The organism is Streptomyces sp. NPDC045956 (genome assembly GCF_056430705.1).
Genome location: NZ_JBWKKZ010000001.1, coordinates 585,295 through 602,833, shown reverse-complemented (window position 1 = coordinate 602,833; position 17,539 = coordinate 585,295). Strand labels below are relative to the sequence as shown.

Annotated in this window: 12 protein-coding genes; 7 read left to right on the top strand and 5 right to left on the bottom strand. The window is 73.8% G+C overall.

The features are described from left to right. Positions 1-15 precede the first annotated feature (15 nt). The 5 genes from AC07FV_RS02580 (at position 16) to AC07FV_RS02560 (ending at position 7,312) form a co-directional block, all read left to right on the top strand. The gene (locus tag AC07FV_RS02580) at positions 16-1,470 is read left to right on the top strand and encodes a xylulokinase (RefSeq protein ID WP_356603147.1); all 1,455 of its coding nucleotides are present in this window, start codon (positions 16-18) and stop codon (positions 1,468-1,470) included. A 138-nt stretch (positions 1,471-1,608) separates the two neighbouring features. Further along, positions 1,609-3,342, top strand: a complete 1,734-nt coding sequence (locus AC07FV_RS02575) for an ABC transporter ATP-binding protein (protein WP_479084096.1) — start codon at positions 1,609-1,611, stop codon at positions 3,340-3,342. Beyond that, a complete protein-coding gene (locus AC07FV_RS02570; RefSeq protein WP_479084095.1) occupies positions 3,342-5,270 on the top strand; it encodes an ABC transporter ATP-binding protein in 1,929 nt (642 codons plus the stop codon). The genes AC07FV_RS02575 and AC07FV_RS02570 overlap by 1 nt, the downstream gene beginning before the upstream one ends. Positions 5,271-5,397: 127 nt before the next feature. Further along, a complete protein-coding gene (locus AC07FV_RS02565) occupies positions 5,398-6,894 on the top strand; it encodes an APC family permease (protein WP_479084094.1) in 1,497 nt (498 codons plus the stop codon). Position 6,895: 1 nt separating this feature from the next. Next, positions 6,896-7,312 carry a universal stress protein gene (locus AC07FV_RS02560; protein ID WP_479084092.1) on the top strand — a complete coding sequence of 139 codons (417 nt, stop codon included), beginning with the start codon at positions 6,896-6,898 and terminating at the stop codon, positions 7,310-7,312. A gap of 52 nt (positions 7,313-7,364) precedes the next feature. Here the strand turns inward: AC07FV_RS02560 and AC07FV_RS02555 are convergent, their stop codons facing one another. From AC07FV_RS02555 to AC07FV_RS02535, 5 genes are all read right to left on the bottom strand, one after another. Continuing rightward, positions 7,365-8,519, bottom strand: coding sequence for an RNA polymerase sigma factor (locus tag AC07FV_RS02555; RefSeq protein WP_479084091.1), 1,155 nt, complete (start codon positions 8,517-8,519; stop codon positions 7,365-7,367). 253 nt (positions 8,520-8,772) lie between these two features. Beyond that, a complete protein-coding gene (gene dnaG, locus AC07FV_RS02550; RefSeq protein WP_479084090.1) occupies positions 8,773-10,704 on the bottom strand; it encodes a DNA primase in 1,932 nt (643 codons plus the stop codon). Between the two features lie 162 nt (positions 10,705-10,866). After that, positions 10,867-12,132, bottom strand: coding sequence for an NAD(P)/FAD-dependent oxidoreductase (locus tag AC07FV_RS02545; protein ID WP_479084089.1), 1,266 nt, complete (start codon positions 12,130-12,132; stop codon positions 10,867-10,869). Positions 12,133-12,277: 145 nt separating this feature from the next. After that, positions 12,278-13,552 (bottom strand): deoxyguanosinetriphosphate triphosphohydrolase, encoded by a 1,275-nt coding sequence (locus tag AC07FV_RS02540; RefSeq protein ID WP_479084088.1) that lies wholly within the window; start codon positions 13,550-13,552, stop codon positions 12,278-12,280. 54 nt (positions 13,553-13,606) lie between these two features. Then, complete coding sequence (locus AC07FV_RS02535; protein ID WP_479084087.1) at positions 13,607-14,422, bottom strand: sirohydrochlorin chelatase; 816 nt, start codon at positions 14,420-14,422, stop codon at positions 13,607-13,609. 166 nt (positions 14,423-14,588) lie between these two features. Here AC07FV_RS02535 and AC07FV_RS02530 point away from each other — a divergent pair, with 166 nt between their 5' ends. Beyond that, positions 14,589-15,275, top strand: coding sequence for a SanA/YdcF family protein (locus AC07FV_RS02530; RefSeq protein ID WP_479084085.1), 687 nt, complete (start codon positions 14,589-14,591; stop codon positions 15,273-15,275). 125 nt (positions 15,276-15,400) lie between these two features. Further along, entirely contained in the window at positions 15,401-17,536 is a 2,136-nt protein-coding gene (locus AC07FV_RS02525; RefSeq protein WP_479084083.1) for a molybdopterin oxidoreductase family protein, read from the top strand. The last annotated feature ends 3 nt before the right edge of the window (positions 17,537-17,539 follow it).

The following is a 17,539-nucleotide window of genomic DNA, read 5'->3' as shown; positions in this document are numbered from 1 at the left end:
GGCAGAATTTCGCACATGGGGATAGTCGCCGGGTTGGACAGTTCGCCCGATTTCACTCGTATCGTCGTCTGCGATTCGGACACGGGGGCCGTGCTGCGGCAGGGCTACGCCCCTCATCCGGTGGAGAGCCCCGAGGGCGGTGGCCGTCCCGCGGACGTCGATCCGCAGGCCTGGCTGTTGTCCCTCGGGGAGGCCGCCGGCGGCGGGCTGCTGGAGGGCGTGCAGGCCATCGGCGTCTCCGCGCAGGCGAACTCGGTCGTGCCGCTCGACTCGCAGGGCAACACCGTGCGCCCCGCCATGGTGGGCGGCGACAAGCGCTCCCAGGTGGCGGCGGCCGACCTGATCGACGCCCTCGGCGGGCGCGAGGCCTGGGCCCAGTCCGTGGGCTCCGTGCCGCAGGCCGCGCAGCCGGTGACCAAGCTGCGCTGGCTGGCCCGAACCGAGCCCGAGGCCGCCGCCCGCACCGCCGTACTGATGCAGGCCCACGACTGGCTCGTGTGGCAGCTGCTCGGCCGGCCGGCCCGCCGGACCACCGACCGGGGCGGGGCCTCCGGCACCGGGTACTGGTCGGCGGCGACCGGCGGGTACCGGCCGGACCTGGTCGAGCTGGCCCTCGGGCACCAGGCGATGCTGCCGGAGGTGATCGGCCCGGCCGACGCGGCCGGTACGACACCGGAGGGGCTGCTGATCTCCGCCGGGACCGGCGAGACGCAGGCCGCCGCCTTCGGGCTCGGGATCGGCCTCGGTGACGCGGTGGTGTCGCTGGGCGCGTCCGGGTCCGTGATGGCCGTGCACACCGAGCCGCTCGTCGACCAGTCCGGGATGATCACCGCCCTGGCCGACGCCACGGGCATGCACCTGCCGGTCGTCACCACCCTGAACGCCGTACGGACCCTGCGGGGCGCCGCCGAGCTGCTCGGCGTGCCGGACCTGGAGAGCCTGTCCGAGCTGGCGATGAAGTCGACACCGGGCGCGCACGGGCTGGTGCTGCTGCCCTACCTGGAGGGCGAGCGGACGCCGAACCTGCCGCACACCGCCGGCACGCTGGCCGGGCTCAGGCGCGAGTCGATGCGGCCGGAGCACCTGGCGCGGGCCGCGTTCGAGGGGATGCTGTGCGGTCTCGCCGACGCCCTCGACGTACTGCGCGGCCGGGGCGTGGACGTGCGCCGGGTCTTCCTGCTGGGCGCGGCGGCCGAGCTGCCGGCCGTGCAGGCGGCGGCGCCGGCGCTGTTCGGGACGCAGGTCGTGGTGCCGCAGCCGGCGGACTACGCGGCGATCGGCTCGGCCCGGCAGGCGGCGTGGGCCCTGGGCGTGTCCCGGGGCACGCTGGACCCGCGTACTCCGCCGGTCTGGCAGGGCGCGGTCGCGCAGGTGCTGGAGCCGGGCGAGGAGCTGGCGGTGGGACAGGCGGTGCGCCAGCAGTTCGTGTCCGTGCGCGAGCAGACGCATCCCGGCGCGCTGCGCGGCTGAGGCGCGGGGCGCGCACCGCCCGTAGGCCGGAACTTGGCGCGCTCTTGGGTTAATCGGTTGAGGTAACGCGGGTGGGGTGCCCGACGATAGGGGCCAGGGGCAACCACCGTCCCCGTCGCCGACCCCGAGAGACCCAGCGTGCTCATACGACTCCTGCGGACCTGTCTCAGGCCCTACCGGAAACCCATCGCCCTGCTGGTGGCGCTGCAGTTCCTGCAGACGTGCGCCTCCCTGTACCTGCCGACCCTGAACGCGGACATCATCGACGACGGCGTCGTCAAGGGTGACTCCGGCTACATCCTCAGCTACGGCGCCCTGATGATCGGCATCTCGCTGGCCCAGGTGGTGTGCAACGTCGGGGCGGTCTACTACGGCGCCCGCACCGCCGCCGCGCTCGGCCGGGACGTACGCGGCGCGGTCTTCGACCGGGTGCAGTCCTTCTCGGCCCGCGAGCTGGGCGACTTCGGCGCGCCCTCGCTGATCACCCGGACGACCAACGACGTGCAGCAGGTCCAGATGCTGGCCCTGATGACGTTCACGCTGATGGTGTCGGCGCCCATCATGTGCGTCGGCGGCATCGTGATGGCGCTCGGTCTGGACGTGCCGCTGTCCGGGGTGCTGGTGGCGGTCGTGCCGGTGCTGGCGGTCTGCGTCACGCTGATCGTGCGGCGGCTGCGGCCGCTGTTCCGTGCCATGCAGGAGCGGCTGGACACGGTGAACCGGGTGCTGCGCGAGCAGATCACCGGCAACCGCGTCATCCGCGCCTTCGTGCGGGACGAGTACGAGCAGCGGCGCTTCCGCAAGGCCAACACGGACCTCACGGACGTGGCGCTGGGCACCGGCAACCTGCTGGCGCTGATGTTCCCGGTGGTCATGACGGTGGTGAACCTGTCGTCCGTCGCGGTGGTGTGGTTCGGCGCCCACCGGATCGAGAGCGGCGGGATGCAGATCGGCGATCTGACCGCGTTCCTCGCCTACCTGATGCAGATCGTCATGTCCGTGATGATGGCCACCTTCATGTTCATGATGGTGCCGCGCGCGGAGGTGTGCGCCGAGCGCATCCAGGAGGTCCTGGAGACCGAGAGCAGCGTGGTCCCGCCGGTGGCGCCGGTCACCGAGCTGCGCCGGCACGGCCACCTGGAGCTGCGGGGCGCCGGCTTCCGCTACCCGGGGGCCGAGGAGCCGGTGCTCAGGAACATCGACCTGGTGGCCCGGCCGGGCGAGACGACCGCCGTCATCGGCTCGACCGGCAGCGGCAAGTCCACGCTGCTGGGGCTGGTCCCCCGGCTCTTCGACGCCACCGAGGGCGAGGTGCTGGTCGACGGGGTGGACGTGCGGACCGTCGACCCGAAGGTGCTGGCCGGGGTGGTGGGGCTGGTCCCGCAGAAGCCGTACCTCTTCGCGGGCACGGTCGCGAGCAATCTGCGCTACGGCAATCCGGACGCCACGGACGAGGAGCTGTGGCACGCGCTGGAGGTGGCGCAGGCCCGGGAGTTCGTCTCCGGTCTGGAGAGCGGGCTCGAGGCGCCGATCGCGCAGGGCGGCACGAACGTGTCGGGTGGCCAGCGGCAGCGGCTCGCCATCGCGCGGACCCTCGTGCAGCGTCCGGAGATCTACCTCTTCGACGACTCCTTCTCCGCCCTCGACTACGCCACGGACGCGGCGCTCCGTGCCGGGCTGGGCCGGGAGACGGCCGGGGCGACGGTGGTGATCGTGGCGCAGCGGGTGGCGACCATCCGGGATGCGGACCGGATCATCGTGCTGGACGAGGGACGGGTGGTCGGCACGGGCCGGCACCACGAGCTGATGGCGGACAACGAGACCTACCGGGAGATCGTGCTCTCCCAGCTGACGGAAGCGGAGGCTGCCTGATGGCGGGGCCTGCGGGGCGCATGATGGCTGGGGGCGGCCCGGACCAGCGGTCGATGGACTTCAAGGGATCCGGCAGACGGCTCGTCGCCCGGTTCCGGCCGGAGCGGGCGACGCTCTGGGCGCTGCTGGCCTGCCTGGTGGTGAGCGTCGGCCTCAGCGTGGCCGGGCCGAAGATCCTCGGCCGCGCCACCGACCTGGTCTTCGCGGGCGTCGTGGGGCGGGACATGCCGTCCGGGGCCACGAAGGAGCAGGTCCTGGCGTCGATGCGGGAGCGCGGGGACGGCAATGTCGCGGACATGCTCCGCAGCACGGACTTCCACCCGGGCCGGGGCATCGACTTCACCGCCGTGGGCGAGGTGCTGCTGCTGGCCCTCGCGGTGTTCGGCGTGGCGGGGCTGCTGATGGCGGTGGCCACCCGGCTGGTGAACCGGGCGGTCAACCGCACGGTGTTCCGGCTGCGCGAGGACGTGCAGACGAAGCTGTCCCGGCTGCCGCTGTCGTACTTCGACGAGCGGCAGCGCGGCGAGGTGCTCTCCCGCGCCACCAACGACATCGACAACGTCGGGCAGACGCTCCAGCAGTCGATGGGTCAGCTGATCAACTCGCTGCTGACCATCATCGGCGTGCTGGCGATGATGTTCTGGGTCTCCTGGATCCTGGCGCTGGTGGCGCTGGTGACCGTGCCGCTGTCCTTCGTGGTGGCCACCCGGGTGGGCAAGCGGTCGCAGCCGCAGTTCGTGCAGCAGTGGCGTACGACGGGGCAGCTCAACGCGCACATCGAGGAGATGTACACCGGGCACGCGCTGGTGAAGGTGTTCGGGCGCCAGGAGGAGTCGGCGCGGCAGTTCGCCGAGCAGAACGAGGCGCTGTACGAGGCCGGGTTCAAGGCGCAGTTCAACAGCGGGATCATGCAGCCCCTGATGGTGTTCCTGTCCAACCTGAACTACGTGCTCGTCGCGGTGGTCGGCGGTCTGCGGGTCGCCTCCGGCTCGCTGTCCATCGGTGACGTGCAGGCCTTCATCCAGTACTCCCGGCAGTTCTCCATGCCGCTGACGCAGGTCGCCTCGATGGCGAACCTGGTGCAGTCGGGCGTGGCGTCGGCGGAGCGGATCTTCGAGCTGCTGGACGCCGAGGAGCAGTCGGCGGACCCGGTCGCGGGCGCCCGGCCCGGGGAGCTGCGCGGGCGGGTGGAGCTGGAGCGGGTGTCGTTCCGCTACGACCCCGCGAAGCCGCTGATCGAGGACCTGTCGCTGAAGGTGGAGCCGGGGCGGACGGTGGCCATCGTCGGTCCCACGGGCGCCGGGAAGACGACCCTGGTGAACCTGCTGATGCGGTTCTACGAGGTGTCCGGCGGGCGGATCACCCTGGACGGGGTGGACATCGCGGCGATGTCCCGGGACGAGCTGCGGTCCGGGATCGGCATGGTGCTCCAGGACACCTGGCTGTTCGGCGGCACGATCGCCGAGAACATCGCCTACGGGGCGTCCCGGGAGGTCACCCGCGGGGAGATCGAGGAGGCGGCGCGGGCCGCGCACGCCGACCGGTTCGTACGGACGCTGCCCGACGGCTACGACACCGTCCTCGACGACGAGGGGACGGGGGTGAGCGCCGGCGAGAAGCAGCTGATCACCATCGCCCGGGCCTTCCTGTCCGACCCGGTGATCCTGGTCCTGGACGAGGCGACGTCGTCCGTGGACACCCGGACCGAGGTGCTGATCCAGAAGGCGATGGCCAAGCTGGCGCACGGGCGGACCTCGTTCGTGATCGCGCACCGGCTGTCGACCATCCGGGACGCGGACACGATCCTGGTGATGGAGGGCGGGGCGATCGTGGAGCAGGGGGCGCACGCCGACCTGCTGGCGACGGACGGGGCGTACGCGCGGCTGTACCGGGCGCAGTTCGCGCAGGCGGTGGCCGAGGTGGAGTAGTCCTCGGCCGTGCCTCCGGTGTCCGTGGGCGTCGTCCGGGATGTGATCTGCCGCCGACCGGCTCATATTGGTGGGGGCGGGGCGAGTCCCTCGTCCCGCCGACGCCCGGACACCGGAGCGAGGGGCCATGGCCACCACCACCGAGGGAGACGCCGGCCGCCCGGCCGGCCTCAAGGCCGACGCGATCGGATTCGTGGACGCGCTGGTCATCGGACTGAACGCGACCTCCCCGGCGTACTCGCTGGCGGCGGTCATCGGCCCGGTCGTGGCGCTCGTCGGGATCTACGCGCCCGGTGTGATGTTCGCGTCCTTCGTGCCCATGCTTCTGATCGCCTCGGCGTTCTACTACCTCAACCGCGTCGACCAGGACTGCGGGACGACCTTCTCCTGGGTCACCCGGGCGATGGGGCCGTGGGCCGGCTGGCTCGGTGGCTGGGCCATCGCCATGACCGGCGTCCTGGTCGTCGGGTCGCTCGCGGACGTCGCCGTCACCTTCGGTCTGCTCACCGTGGGGCTGGACGGCTGGGCGGAGAACGAGTTCGTGCGCCAGCTGCTGACCGTGCTGCTGATCCTCGTGATGACGGGACTGTGCGTGATCGGCACCGAGCTGTCGGCGCGGGTGCAGAACGTGCTGATCCTGGCGCAGGTCGCCTGTCTGCTCGCCTTCGCGGTGGTCGCCCTGTACCGCGTCTACGCCGACACCGGCACCCTCGCCTCCCTCCGCCCGTCGGCCGACTGGCTCAACCCCTTCGGGTCCGGCGGTGCGCCGCTGACCGCGGCCCTGCTGCTGGGGGTGTTCATCTACTGGGGCTGGGAGTCGGCGGTCAACCTCACCGAGGAGACCAGGGACTCGGCCTCCGCGCCCGGCCGGGCCGCCGTCTGGTCGACGATCGTGCTGCTGGTGACCTATGTGGCGGTCGGCTTCGCGGTGGTGGCCTACGCGGGGCCGCTGTTCCTCGCCGAGAACGCGGGCGAGGAGGAGTTCATCTTCGCCCTGCTGGCCGGGGAGGCGATGGGCGGCTGGGACTGGGTGGTGCTGCTGGCGGTGTCCACGTCCGCGCTGGCCTCCACCCAGACGACGATCATCCCCGCCTCGCGCACCGCGCTGTCCATGGCCCGGCGGCAGGCGCTGCCCGCCCGCTTCGGCCGGGTCCATCCCCGCTACCGGACGCCCGACGTCAGCACCTGGTGGGTGGCCGGCATCGCCGTCGTCTGGTACCTGGTCGTCCGGCAGATCAGCGAGAACGCCCTCTTCGACTCCCTCACGGCGCTGTCGCTGCTGATCGCGTTCTACTACGCCCTGACGGGCATCGCCTGCGCGGTGTACTACCGGCGCCGGCTCACCGAGAGCGTGCGCAACCTGCTGCTGATCGGGCTCGGGCCGCTGGTCGGGGCGGGGCTGCTGATCTGGCTGCTGGTGGAGTCCGTGATCGACATGGCCGACCCCGCCAACTCCTACAGCGGGGTGTCCTGGCTGGGGCTCGGTCCCCCGCTGGTCATCGGCATCGGCATCGCCCTGGTCGGAGTGGTCGTGATGGTCGTGTGGCGGTTCGTGTCACCGGCGTTCTGGTCGGAGCGCCCCGGGGTGGCGGGTCCGGAGCCCCTGAAGGACAGGGAGGCCTGAGATGTCGGTCGTCCTCGGGTACGACGAGTCCGCCGGCGCCGTCCGCGCCCTGCGCGTCGCGGTGGAGGTGTCGGCCGCCTTCGGCGAGCCGCTGGTGCTCGTCTACGGTGCCGCCGCGCCCGGCGCCATGGGTGAGGAGTACGGCTCCCACCACGACGCCCTCGTGGAGGCGGGCCGTACCGCGCTCCGGCACGCCGTGGAGGTGGCCGACGAGGCGGGGGTGCCGACCACCGTCGAGATCATCGACGAGAAGCCCGCGCAGGCCCTGATCAGCGCGGCCGCCCGGCACGCGGCCCGGGTCATCGTGGTGGGCAGCTGGGGCGAGAGCCCGATGCGCGGGGCGCTGCTGGGCTCCACCCCGCACAAGCTGCTGCACCTGTCCCCCGTGCCGGTGCTGTGCGTGCCGACCGAGGGCTGAGGCGTCCGCCGGCCGCCCGGCCGTTGCGGGGAGCGGCCGGTCAGGGCGGCGGTCAGTCCAGGTAGCCGCGCAGCTGGTCCGCGTAGGCGTGGTCGCGGAGCTTGTTGAGGGTCTTGGACTCGATCTGGCGTATCCGCTCCCGGGTGACGCCGAAGAGCCGGCCGATCTCCTCGAGGGTGCGGGGGCGGCCGTCGGCCAGGCCGTAGCGGAGCTGGACGACCTTGCGTTCGCGTTCGCCGAGGGTGGAGAGCACCGCGTCCAGGTGCTGGCGCAGCAGCAGGAACGCGGCCGACTCGACGGGGCTGGCGGCGTCGCCGTCCTCGATGAGGTCACCGAGGGCTACGTCGTCCTCCTCGCCGACGGGGGCGTGCAGGGAGACCGGTTCCTGGGCGAGGCGCAGCACCTCGCCGACCCGCTCGGGTGCCAGGTCCAGGTGGGCGGCGACCTCCTGCGGGGTCGGCTCGCAGCCGCGTTCCTGGAGCATGCGGCGTTGGACGCGCACGACCCGGTTGATGAGTTCCACGACGTGGACGGGGACGCGGATGGTGCGGGCCTGGTCGGCGAGGGCCCTGGACATGGCCTGGCGGATCCACCAGGTGGCGTAGGTGGAGAACTTGTAGCCGCGCGCGTAGTCGAACTTCTCCACGGCCCGGATCAGGCCCAGGTTCCCTTCCTGGACGAGGTCGAGCATGGTCAGGCCGCGACCGACGTACCGCTTGGCCACCGACACCACGAGCCGCAGGTTCGCCTCGATCAGGCGGCGTTTGGCGACGCGGCCCCGCACGACGAGCCGGTCGAGGTCCAGGGCGAGCCGGTTGTCGAGGTCGGTGGCGAGCCGCAGCTTCTCCTCGGCGAACAGCCCGGCCTCCACGCGCCGCGCGAGGTCGACCTCCTCGGCAGCGGTGAGCAGGGGAATCCGGCCGATCTCCCGCAGGTACTGGCGGAACAGGTCCGAGGAGGGCCCACCGGTCTCGGTGCGGGTCGGCGGGGGCGGCTCGGGGGCGTCGGCGGCCTCGGGGGTGTCGGCCGGCTCGCCGGGGTGCTCGGACGCCGTGGGGGCGTCCGCCGGGAGCGGGTCGTCGGACCCGTCGCCGGGGTCGTGCACGGCGCGGTGCAGCGGGGGCGTCGCGACGAGGACGCCGCTCTCCGCGTCCGGCTCCGCGCCGTCGGTACCGGTGTCGGTCTGGGTGAGCGTCTGGGTCTGCACGGGGGCGACCTCCAGGATGGACGCGGTCGGCGGGGGCCGGCAGCGGTACTTCGGGGGCGGAGCCGGCTCGCTCGCCGCGGTCCGCCCCGTACACGCTCGAAACGCGGGGATCGGGGACCGCCGGGACGGATCGGCCGCGCTCCGGGGACTCGGGCACCGCCCCCAGTGTGGGGTACGACACATCACCGCCACGAGGGGCGTGCGGTGACTTTTTGCTTCCGGTCGGTGACCGCGCGGTCACCCGGGGGTCGCCCTAGAGGGCTGCGGCGCCGTGTTCGCGCAGGCTCTGGTCGTACTGCTGGAGGACCCACAGCTCGTTCTGCACGGCGGCGACTTCGGCGGGGTCGCCGTGGCCGGTGAGCCGGGTGAGGCGGCCCGTGATGTCGCGGATGCGGCGCTCGACGGCGCGGCGGCGGACGGTGACCAGCTGGGCGCCCGCGTAGACCTCGTCGGCCCCCTTCACGCCCCGGTGCAGCATGATCGCCTCGACCGCCAGCTCGGTGACCATGGCGCGGACGGCGTCGTCCGGGGCGGCCTCGCGGACCCGGACCAGGTAGTCCTGGGGGTCGTGGACGCCCGGCTCGGCGCCGCCCGCCTCCATGATCGCCATGCGTACGGCGGCGTAGGGCGGGGCGGTGAACTCGTCGGCGCCGTACGCGTCGAAGGCCGGGGAGACCAGCTCGGGGCGCTGGAGGGCGAGCTTGAGCAGCTCGCGTTCGGTGGCGAAGACGGGGTTGCGCAGGTTCAGCGCGGGCCCGCGGGGGCCCGGACGGGCGGTCCCGGCGTACTGCTGCGGGTCGCCACCGCCGCCGCGCTGCTGCCGGTCGGGGGCGGGGCCCTTGCCGCCCCGGTCGCGGGCCCAGCGGGCGAGCTGGGCGATGCGCTTGACGACGAACTGGGTGTCGAGGATGCCGAGCATGCCCGCGAGCTGCACCGCGACCTCGTGCTGGGCGCCGCTGTTCTTGATGCGGGCGACCACCGGCGCGGCCTCGTCCAGCGCGGACGCGCGGCCGGCCGGGGTGTCCAGGTCGTAGCGGCTCACGATCTGGCGGAGCGCGAACTCGAAGAGCGGGGTGCGGGGCTCGACCAGGTCGGCGACCGCTTCGTCGCCCTTGGCGAGGCGCAGGTCGCAGGGGTCCATGCCGTCGGGGGCGATGGCGATGTAGGTCTCGGCGGCGAACTTCTGGTCGTCCTCGAAGGCGCGCAGGGCCGCCTTCTGGCCGGCCGCGTCGCCGTCGAAGGTGAAGATCACGCGGGCCGAGCCGTTGTCCATCAGGAGGCGGCGCAGGATCTTGATGTGGTCGCCGCCGAAGGCCGTGCCGCAGGTCGCGATGGCGGTCGTGACACCGGCCAGGTGGCAGGCCATGACGTCGGTGTAGCCCTCGACGACCACCGCGCGGGACGCCTTCGCGATGTCCTTCTTCGCGAGGTCGATGCCGTACAGCACCTGGGACTTCTTGTAGATCGCGGTGTCGGGGGTGTTCAGGTACTTCGGGCCGTTGTCCGCCTCGTAGAGCTTGCGGGCGCCGAAGCCGACGACATCGCCGCCGATGTCGCGGATGGGCCACATGAGCCGGCCCCGGAAGCGGTCGATGGGGCCGCGGCGGCCCTCCTGGGCGAGGCCGGAGAGGATCAGCTCCTTGTCGCTGAACCCCTTGCCGCGCAGGAAGCGGGTGAGGTGGTCCCAGCCCTGGGGGCTGTAGCCGACGCCGAAGTGCTCGGCGGCGGCCTGGTCGAAACCGCGGTCGGCGAGGAAGGCGCGGCCGGTGTCGGCCTCGGGGCCGGTCGCGAGCTGCTCCGCGTACCACTGCGCGGCGATCTTGTGGGCCTCGACCAGGCGGATGCGCTCGCCGCGCTGGTGGGAGGGGTTGTACCCGCCCTCCTCGTAGCGCAGGGTGATGCCGGCCTGGCCTGCCAGGCGCTCGACCGCCTCCGAGAAGGTGAGGTGGTCGATCTTCATCACGAACGTGATGGTGTCGCCGCCCTCCTGGCAGCCGAAGCAGTGGAAGAACCCCTTGCTCGGGCTGACCTGGAAGGACGGGGACTTCTCGTCGTGGAAGGGGCAGAGCCCCTTCAGGTTGCCGCCGCCCGCGTTCCTCAGCTGGAGGTACTCCGAGACGACGGCGTCGATCGGGACCGCGTCCCGTACCGCCTTCACGTCCTCGTCGTTGATCCGTCCTGCCACGCGTGAAGTCTACGGGGCGGCACCGACATGCTCCGGCACGGTGACCGGCTCCGGCCGAGGCCACGGCTCCCCGCGGAGCGGCTGTCGCGCACGAGGCCGGTGGGGCCCGGCCGGGGGCCCGGGGTCGTCCCCCGGGAATCGCGGCCGGCGGCGGTACGACGGCTATGCGACGAGGCCTTCCAGGGGGACGTGCGGGTTCGCCAGCGCCTCGGTGTCCACCGGGGTCCCGGAGCGGATCAGCCGCTGGATCGGCTCCGTGACGTCCCACACGTTCACGTTCATCCCGGCCAGGACCCGGCCCTCCTTCAGCCAGAAGGCGATGAACTCGCGCTTGGCGGCGTCCCCGCGGACGACCACCTGGTCGTAGGACCCGTGCGGTGCCCAGCCGGAGTACTCCATGCCCAGGTCGTACTGGTCGGTGAAGAAGTACGGCACGCGGTCGTGGGCGAGCCCCTTGCCGAGCATCGCGCGGGCCGCGGCCGGGCCGCCGTTCAGGGCGTTGGCCCAGTGCTCCACGCGCAGGTCGGTGTCGAAGAGGGCGTGGTGGAAGGAGGCCACGTCCCCGGCCGCGTAGATGTCCGGGTCGGAGGTGCGCAGCTGCGCGTCGACGACGATGCCGCCGCCGTGGGCGGGGTCGGCGATCTCCAGGCCCGCGGCCTGGGCGAGCGCGGTGCGCGGGGCGGCGCCGATCGCGGCGAGCACGTCGTGGGCGGGGTGCTCCTCGCCGTCGTCGGTGCGGGCGGCCAGCACCATGCCGTCCTGGCCGATGATCTCGGTGAGCCGCACGCCGAAGCGGAAGCGGACGCCGTGCGCCTCGTGCAGCTCGGCGAAGACGGCGCCCAGTTCGGGGCCGAGGACCCCGTGCAGCGGCGTCGGGCCGGGCTCGACGACGGTGACCTCCGCCCCGTACTCGCGGGCCGCCGCCGCGACCTCCAGGCCGATCCAGCCGGCGCCGGCGATCACGAGGTGGCCGTTGTCCCGGCCGAGGGAGGCGAGGACGCCCTTGAGGCGCTCGGCGTGGGCGAGGCGGCGCAGGTGGTGGACGCCCGCCAGGCCGGTGCCGGGGACGTCGAGGCGGCGGGGCTCGGCGCCGGTGGCGAGGAGCAGCTTGTCGTACCCGACGCGGGTGCCGTCGTCGCCGTAGTGGACGGTCCTGGCGGCGGGGTCGATCGCGACGACGGTCTGGCCGAGGTGCAGCTCGATGTCGTGCCGCGCGTACCAGGCGGGCTCGTGGACGAAGACGCTGTCGCGCTCCTCCTTGCCGAGGAGGTAGCCCTTGGACAGCGGCGGACGCTCGTAGGGGTGGTCGCGTTCGTCACAGACGAGGATCACCCGGCCGGTGAAGCCCTCCGCGCGGAGCGTCTCGGCCGCCTTCGCTCCGGCCAGGCCGCCTCCGACGATGACGAATGTCTGATCCGCGTCGACCACTTGTTTGCCTCCTCGTCAGGGTGCCGCCACATGCGAGCGTCCCGCACACGGCGTGGTGCGGGAAGGGGGAGCGGCCCGATCAGGCCACCCGGCGCCCCGTCCGGGCGCTCTCGGGCCCGTCGGGACACCGTCCGTCCCGCCAGTCTCATGGATGCCCCGTCAGGCGGGCGTGAAGCGATCGGGCCGAGGCGTCGGTGAGGGACGCGATCTGGTCGACGATCACCCGTTTGCGGGCCCGGTCGTCGCCGGCCCGGTCGAACAGGGCGCGGAACTGGGGGTCGAGGCCGTCCGGGGCGCGGGCGGTGAGCGCCTCGGCCAGCTCCGCGACGACGACGCGCTGGTCGGCGCGGAGCCGCTCCTGCTCGGTGCGCTGCATGACGTAGCGGACGGCGACCGCCTTGAGGACGGCGCACTCCAGGCGGGTCTCGCGCGGGACGACCAGTTCGGCCGTGTACCGGGTGAGCCGGCCGCTCCCGTACGCGGCCCGGGTGGCGGTCTCGGCGGCGAGGCAGAAGCGGCCGATGAGCTGGCTGGTGGCGTCCTTCAGCCGGGCCTGGGCGACGGCCGAGCCGTCGTAGCCGTGCGGCCACCAGTCCTGGGCGAGGAGGCGGTCGAGGGCGGCGGCCAGCTCGGCGTGGTCGGTGCCGTCGGGGACGTAGCGGCCGACCGCGACCTCGAAGACCGCCTCGCGCTCGGGGTCGGCGAGCAGGCAGTTGGGGTCGATGTGGCCGGCGTGCAGGCCGTCCTCGACGTCGTGCACGGAGTACGCCACGTCGTCGGCCCAGTCCATGACCTGGGCCTCGAAGCAGGTGCGGGCGCCGGGCGCGTCCTTGCGGAGCCATTCGAAGACGGGCCGGTCGTCGTCGTACACGCCGAACTTGGGCGAGCCGGGGTCGCTGGGGTGGGCGCCGCGGGGCCAGGGGTACTTGGTGGCGGCGTCCAGGGCGGCCCGGGTGAGGTTGAGGCCGACGGAGCCGTCCTCGGTGAACCGCTTGGGTTCGAGGCGGGTGAGCAGCCGCAGGGACTGGGCGTTGCCCTCGAAGCCGCCGCAGTCCTCCGCGAACGCGTTCAGCGCCTGTTCGCCGTTGTGCCCGAAGGGCGGGTGGCCCAGGTCGTGGGAGAGGCAGGCCGCCTCCACGAGGTCGGGGTCGCAGCCGAGGGCGGCGCCCAGCTCGCGGCCGACCTGGGCGCACTCCAGGGAGTGCGTGAGGCGGGTGCGGGGGCTGGCGTCCCACACCGGGCTGCCCTCCCCCGGCGTGACGACCTGCGTCTTGCCGGCGAGGCGGCGCAGGGCGCCGGAGTGCAGGATGCGGGCGCGGTCGCGTTGGAAGGCGGTGCGGCCGGGGCGTTTGTCCGGCTCCGGGGCATAACGGGCGACGGACGTCGGATCGTACGGGGGTGGGGGTGCGATGCCTTCCATGTCATGAACAGTAAGCGGAAGGTGTGACAGCCGGAGGCCCCCGCCCCCACCCCGTCAGGCGTGCGCCGGTGAGGTGGCCCCGTGCGCCCTCGTCGCGGACGTCCGCGCCTCGTCGTAGCGGTGCAGGAGCAGACGGGCCAGCGCCGGGTGGGTGCCCAGGGGGGCCGAGGCGATCCACGGGGCCGCCGCCGCGCACTCCGTCGCGAAGCGGCCCGGGGCCGTGAAGCAGGAGGCGACGGCCACCCGGGAGTGGCCGCGGGCGGTCAGGGCGCGGACGGCGTCCGGCACCGTCGGGGAGGCCGCCGAGGCGTACGCGGGGCGTACCGGGACGCCGAGGCGGGCGGCGAGGAGGGCCGCGATGCGGTCGGTGTCGGCCCGCGAGTCGGGGGCGCGGGAGCCCGCGGAGGCGAGGACGACGGCGTGGCCGGGTCCCGCGGCGGCGGGCCAGCCGGCCTCCGTGAGGCGGTCGTGCAGGGCGTCCACGAGGAGGGTGTGCGGGCCCAGCGGGGCGGCCACCCGGGTGCGGGCCGGGGAGGCGGCGGCGGACTCTGGGATGTCGCGTCCGACGTGGTGGCCGCGGCTGAACAGCAGCGGGACGAGGACCGCCGCGCCGTCGCCGAGGGCGGCCAGCGTGTCGGGGAGGAGGGGGGCGTTCAGTTCGATGTGGCCGAGGCGCACCGGCAGGCCGGGGCGCAGCGCCCGCACCCGGTCGAGGAGGGCCCGTACGGTGCTCAGCGCGCGCGGGTCGCGGCTGCCGTGGGCGACGACGACCAGGGCGGGGGTGCCGCCCCGGTCCGCCCGGGCGGGGGCGGTGCCCCGGTCCGCCGTGCTCGCCGTGCTCGCCGTGCGCATCACTGTCGTCGCCGTCATGCGCCGATGGTGGCCGCCGGACGTTGCCTTCCCGTTGCGTGGGTGTCACGGGAATTTTCCGTCGGTCCGCCCGGCGCCGGGCACCTCCTGTGAGACGCGCGGTGAACCGGACGGCGCTCCGGTACGTCCCTACGGGTCGGGAGACGACCGGGGAGGGGACCGACCGATGCGCCGCTGGAGACCCGGCAGACCGCGCCTGCCGCACACCCGCAAGGGGTGGCGGCGGCTGACCCGGGCGGTGGCCGCCGGGTGCGTGCTGGCGCTGCTGCCGGCGACGTGGCTGCACCTGACGACCGGGGACCGGTTGCGCAGCGCGGCCGACGTGCCGCCTGCCGAGGTCGCGGTCGTCTTCGGCGCCGGGCTGTGGGACGGTGAGCCGTCCCCGTACCTGGCGCACCGGCTGGACGCGGCGGCCGGGCTCCACCGCGCGGGGCGGATCGAGGTGATCCTGGTCACCGGCGACAACAGCCGCGAGGAGTACGACGAACCGGACGCCATGCGCGCCTACCTGGTGCGGCACGGGGTGCCGGACCGGCGGATCGTCAGCGACTACGCGGGCTTCGACACCTGGGACTCGTGCGTGCGCGCGAAGAAGATCTTCGGGGTCGACCGGGCCGTGCTGATCAGCCAGGGCTTCCACATCCGGCGCGCGGTGGCGCTGTGCCGGGAGGCGGGGGTGGTGTCGTACGGCGTCGGGGTCGACGAGGCGCACGACACGACCTGGTACTACGGGGCGGTCCGCGAGGTCGTCGCGGCGGGCAAGGCCGCGGTGGACGCGGTGTTCGAGCCGGACCCGCGCTTCCTCGGACCGCGGGAGCCGGGGGTGGAGCGCGCCCTGGCCGACGCGGGGTGACGCGGGGGCCGGGGCGGCGGCGGGGGCGCCTCACCGCCCGGGGCCGGCCGCGGGGAGGTCGCCGTCCCGGCGGCGTAACAAAGCGCCGCCCGGTCGCGTAACACGGGCGTCGCAGGCTGGGCGGCATGCAGAACACCGCCACGCCCACGCACTGCCCGTACTGCGCCCTGCAGTGCGGGATGAATCTGACGACCGCCGCCGACGGGACCGTCGAGGTGAGCGAGCGCGCCGACTTCCCGGTGAACCGGGGTGCGCTGTGCGGCAAGGGGCGCACGGCGCCGGCGGTGCTCGCGGCGGGCGCCCGGCTGACCTCGCCGCTGGTGCGGGACGCGGCCGGGACGCTGGCGCCGGCGAGCTGGGACGAGGCGCTGGACCGGATCGCCGGGAACCTGGCCCGCACGCGCGCGGAGCACGGCGCGGACGCGCTCGGGGTGTTCGGCGGGGGCGGGCTGACCAACGAGAAGGCGTACACGCTGGGCAAGTTCGCACGGGTGGCGCTGGGCACCTCGCAGATCGACTACAACGGCCGGTTCTGCATGTCGTCGGCCGCGGCGGCCGGCACGAAGGCCTTCGGGCTCGACCGGGGGCTGCCCTTCCCGCTGGAGGACATCCCCAGGACGGGCTGTGTGATCCTCGTCGGCTCGAACCCGGCCGAGACGATGCCGCCGTCCCTGCGGTACTTCACCGAGCTGCGCGAGAACGGCGGCACGCTGATCGTCGTCGACCCGCGCCGCACGCGGACCGCCGAGCAGGCCGACCTGCACCTGGCGCCGCGGCCCGGCACGGATCTGGCGCTGGCGCTGGGGATGCTGCACCTGGTGGTCGCCGAGGGGCGGGTGGACGAGGAGTACGTCGAGGCGCGCACGGCGGGCTGGGAGGACGCGCGGGCCGCGGCGATGGCGCACTGGCCGGAGTACGTGGAGCGGATCACGGGAGTGTCCGTTCCCGAGCTGCGGGAGGCGGTGCGGCTGTTCTGCGCGCCGGAGGCGGCCATGGTGCTGACCGCGCGGGGGCCCGAGCAGCAGGCCAAGGGCACGGACACGGTGGGGGCGTGGATCAACCTGTGCCTGGCGACCGGACGGGCCGGGCGGCCCCTGTCGGGGTACGGCTGCCTGACCGGGCAGGGCAACGGGCAGGGCGGGCGCGAACACGGGCAGAAGGCGGACCAGCTGCCGGGCTACCGCAAGCTGACGGACCCGGCGGCGCGGCGCCATGTGGCCGAGGTGTGGGGGGTGGACCCGGACTCGCTGCCGGGGCCCGGGCGCAGCGCCTACGAGCTGCTGGACGCGCTGGGGTCCGACATCAGGTCACTGCTGGTCATGGGCTCCAACCCGGTGGTGTCGGCGCCCCGCGCGGCCCATGTCGAGGAGCGGCTGCGGTCGCTGGACTTCCTGGCCGTGTGCGACGTGGTGCTCTCCGAGACGGCGGCGCTGGCGGACGTGGTCCTGCCGGTGACGCAGTGGGCGGAGGAGTCCGGGACCACGACCAGTCTGGAAGGGCGGGTGCTGCTGCGGCGGCAGGCGCTCACCCCGCCGGACGGGGTCCGCAGCGACCTGGAGGTGCTGCACGGGCTGGCCGGCCGGCTCGGCGTCGAGAAGGGCTTCCCGACCGAGCCGGAGGAGGTCTTCGAGGAGCTGCGCCGGGCGAGCGCCGGGGGCCCGGCGGACTACTCCGGGATCAGCTACCGGCGGCTGGCGGAGGAGAACGGGGTGTTCTGGCCGTGCCCGGCACCGGCCGGGGCCCCCGCACCCGAGCGGCACCCGGACCCGGACCCGCACCCCGGCACGCCCCGTCTCTTCCTGGACCGCTTCGCCACCGACGACGGCCGGGCCCGCTTCGCCCCCGTCTCGCACCGGCCGAGCGCCGAGGAGCCGGACGACGAGTACCCGGTGCTGCTGACCACGGGGCGGGTCGTGGCCCAGTACCAGTCCGGCGCGCAGACCCGGCGCGTGGCGGAGCTGAACGCCGCCGCGCCCGGCCCCTTCGTGGAGCTGCACCCGCGGCTGGCGGCGCGGCTCGGGGCGGCCGAGGGCGACCCGCTGGCCGTCGTCTCGCGGCGCGGGCGGGCGGTGGCACCGGCCCGCATCACCACCGGCATCCGTCCGGACACGGTGTTCATGCCCTTCCACTGGCCGGGCGAGGGCCGTGCCAACACCCTGACCAACCCGGCGCTGGACCCGACCTCCCGGATGCCCGAGTTCAAGGTGTGCGCGGTGCGGATCGAGGCGGTGGGGACGGCGGCGGCCACGGCTCAGGGGTGACCG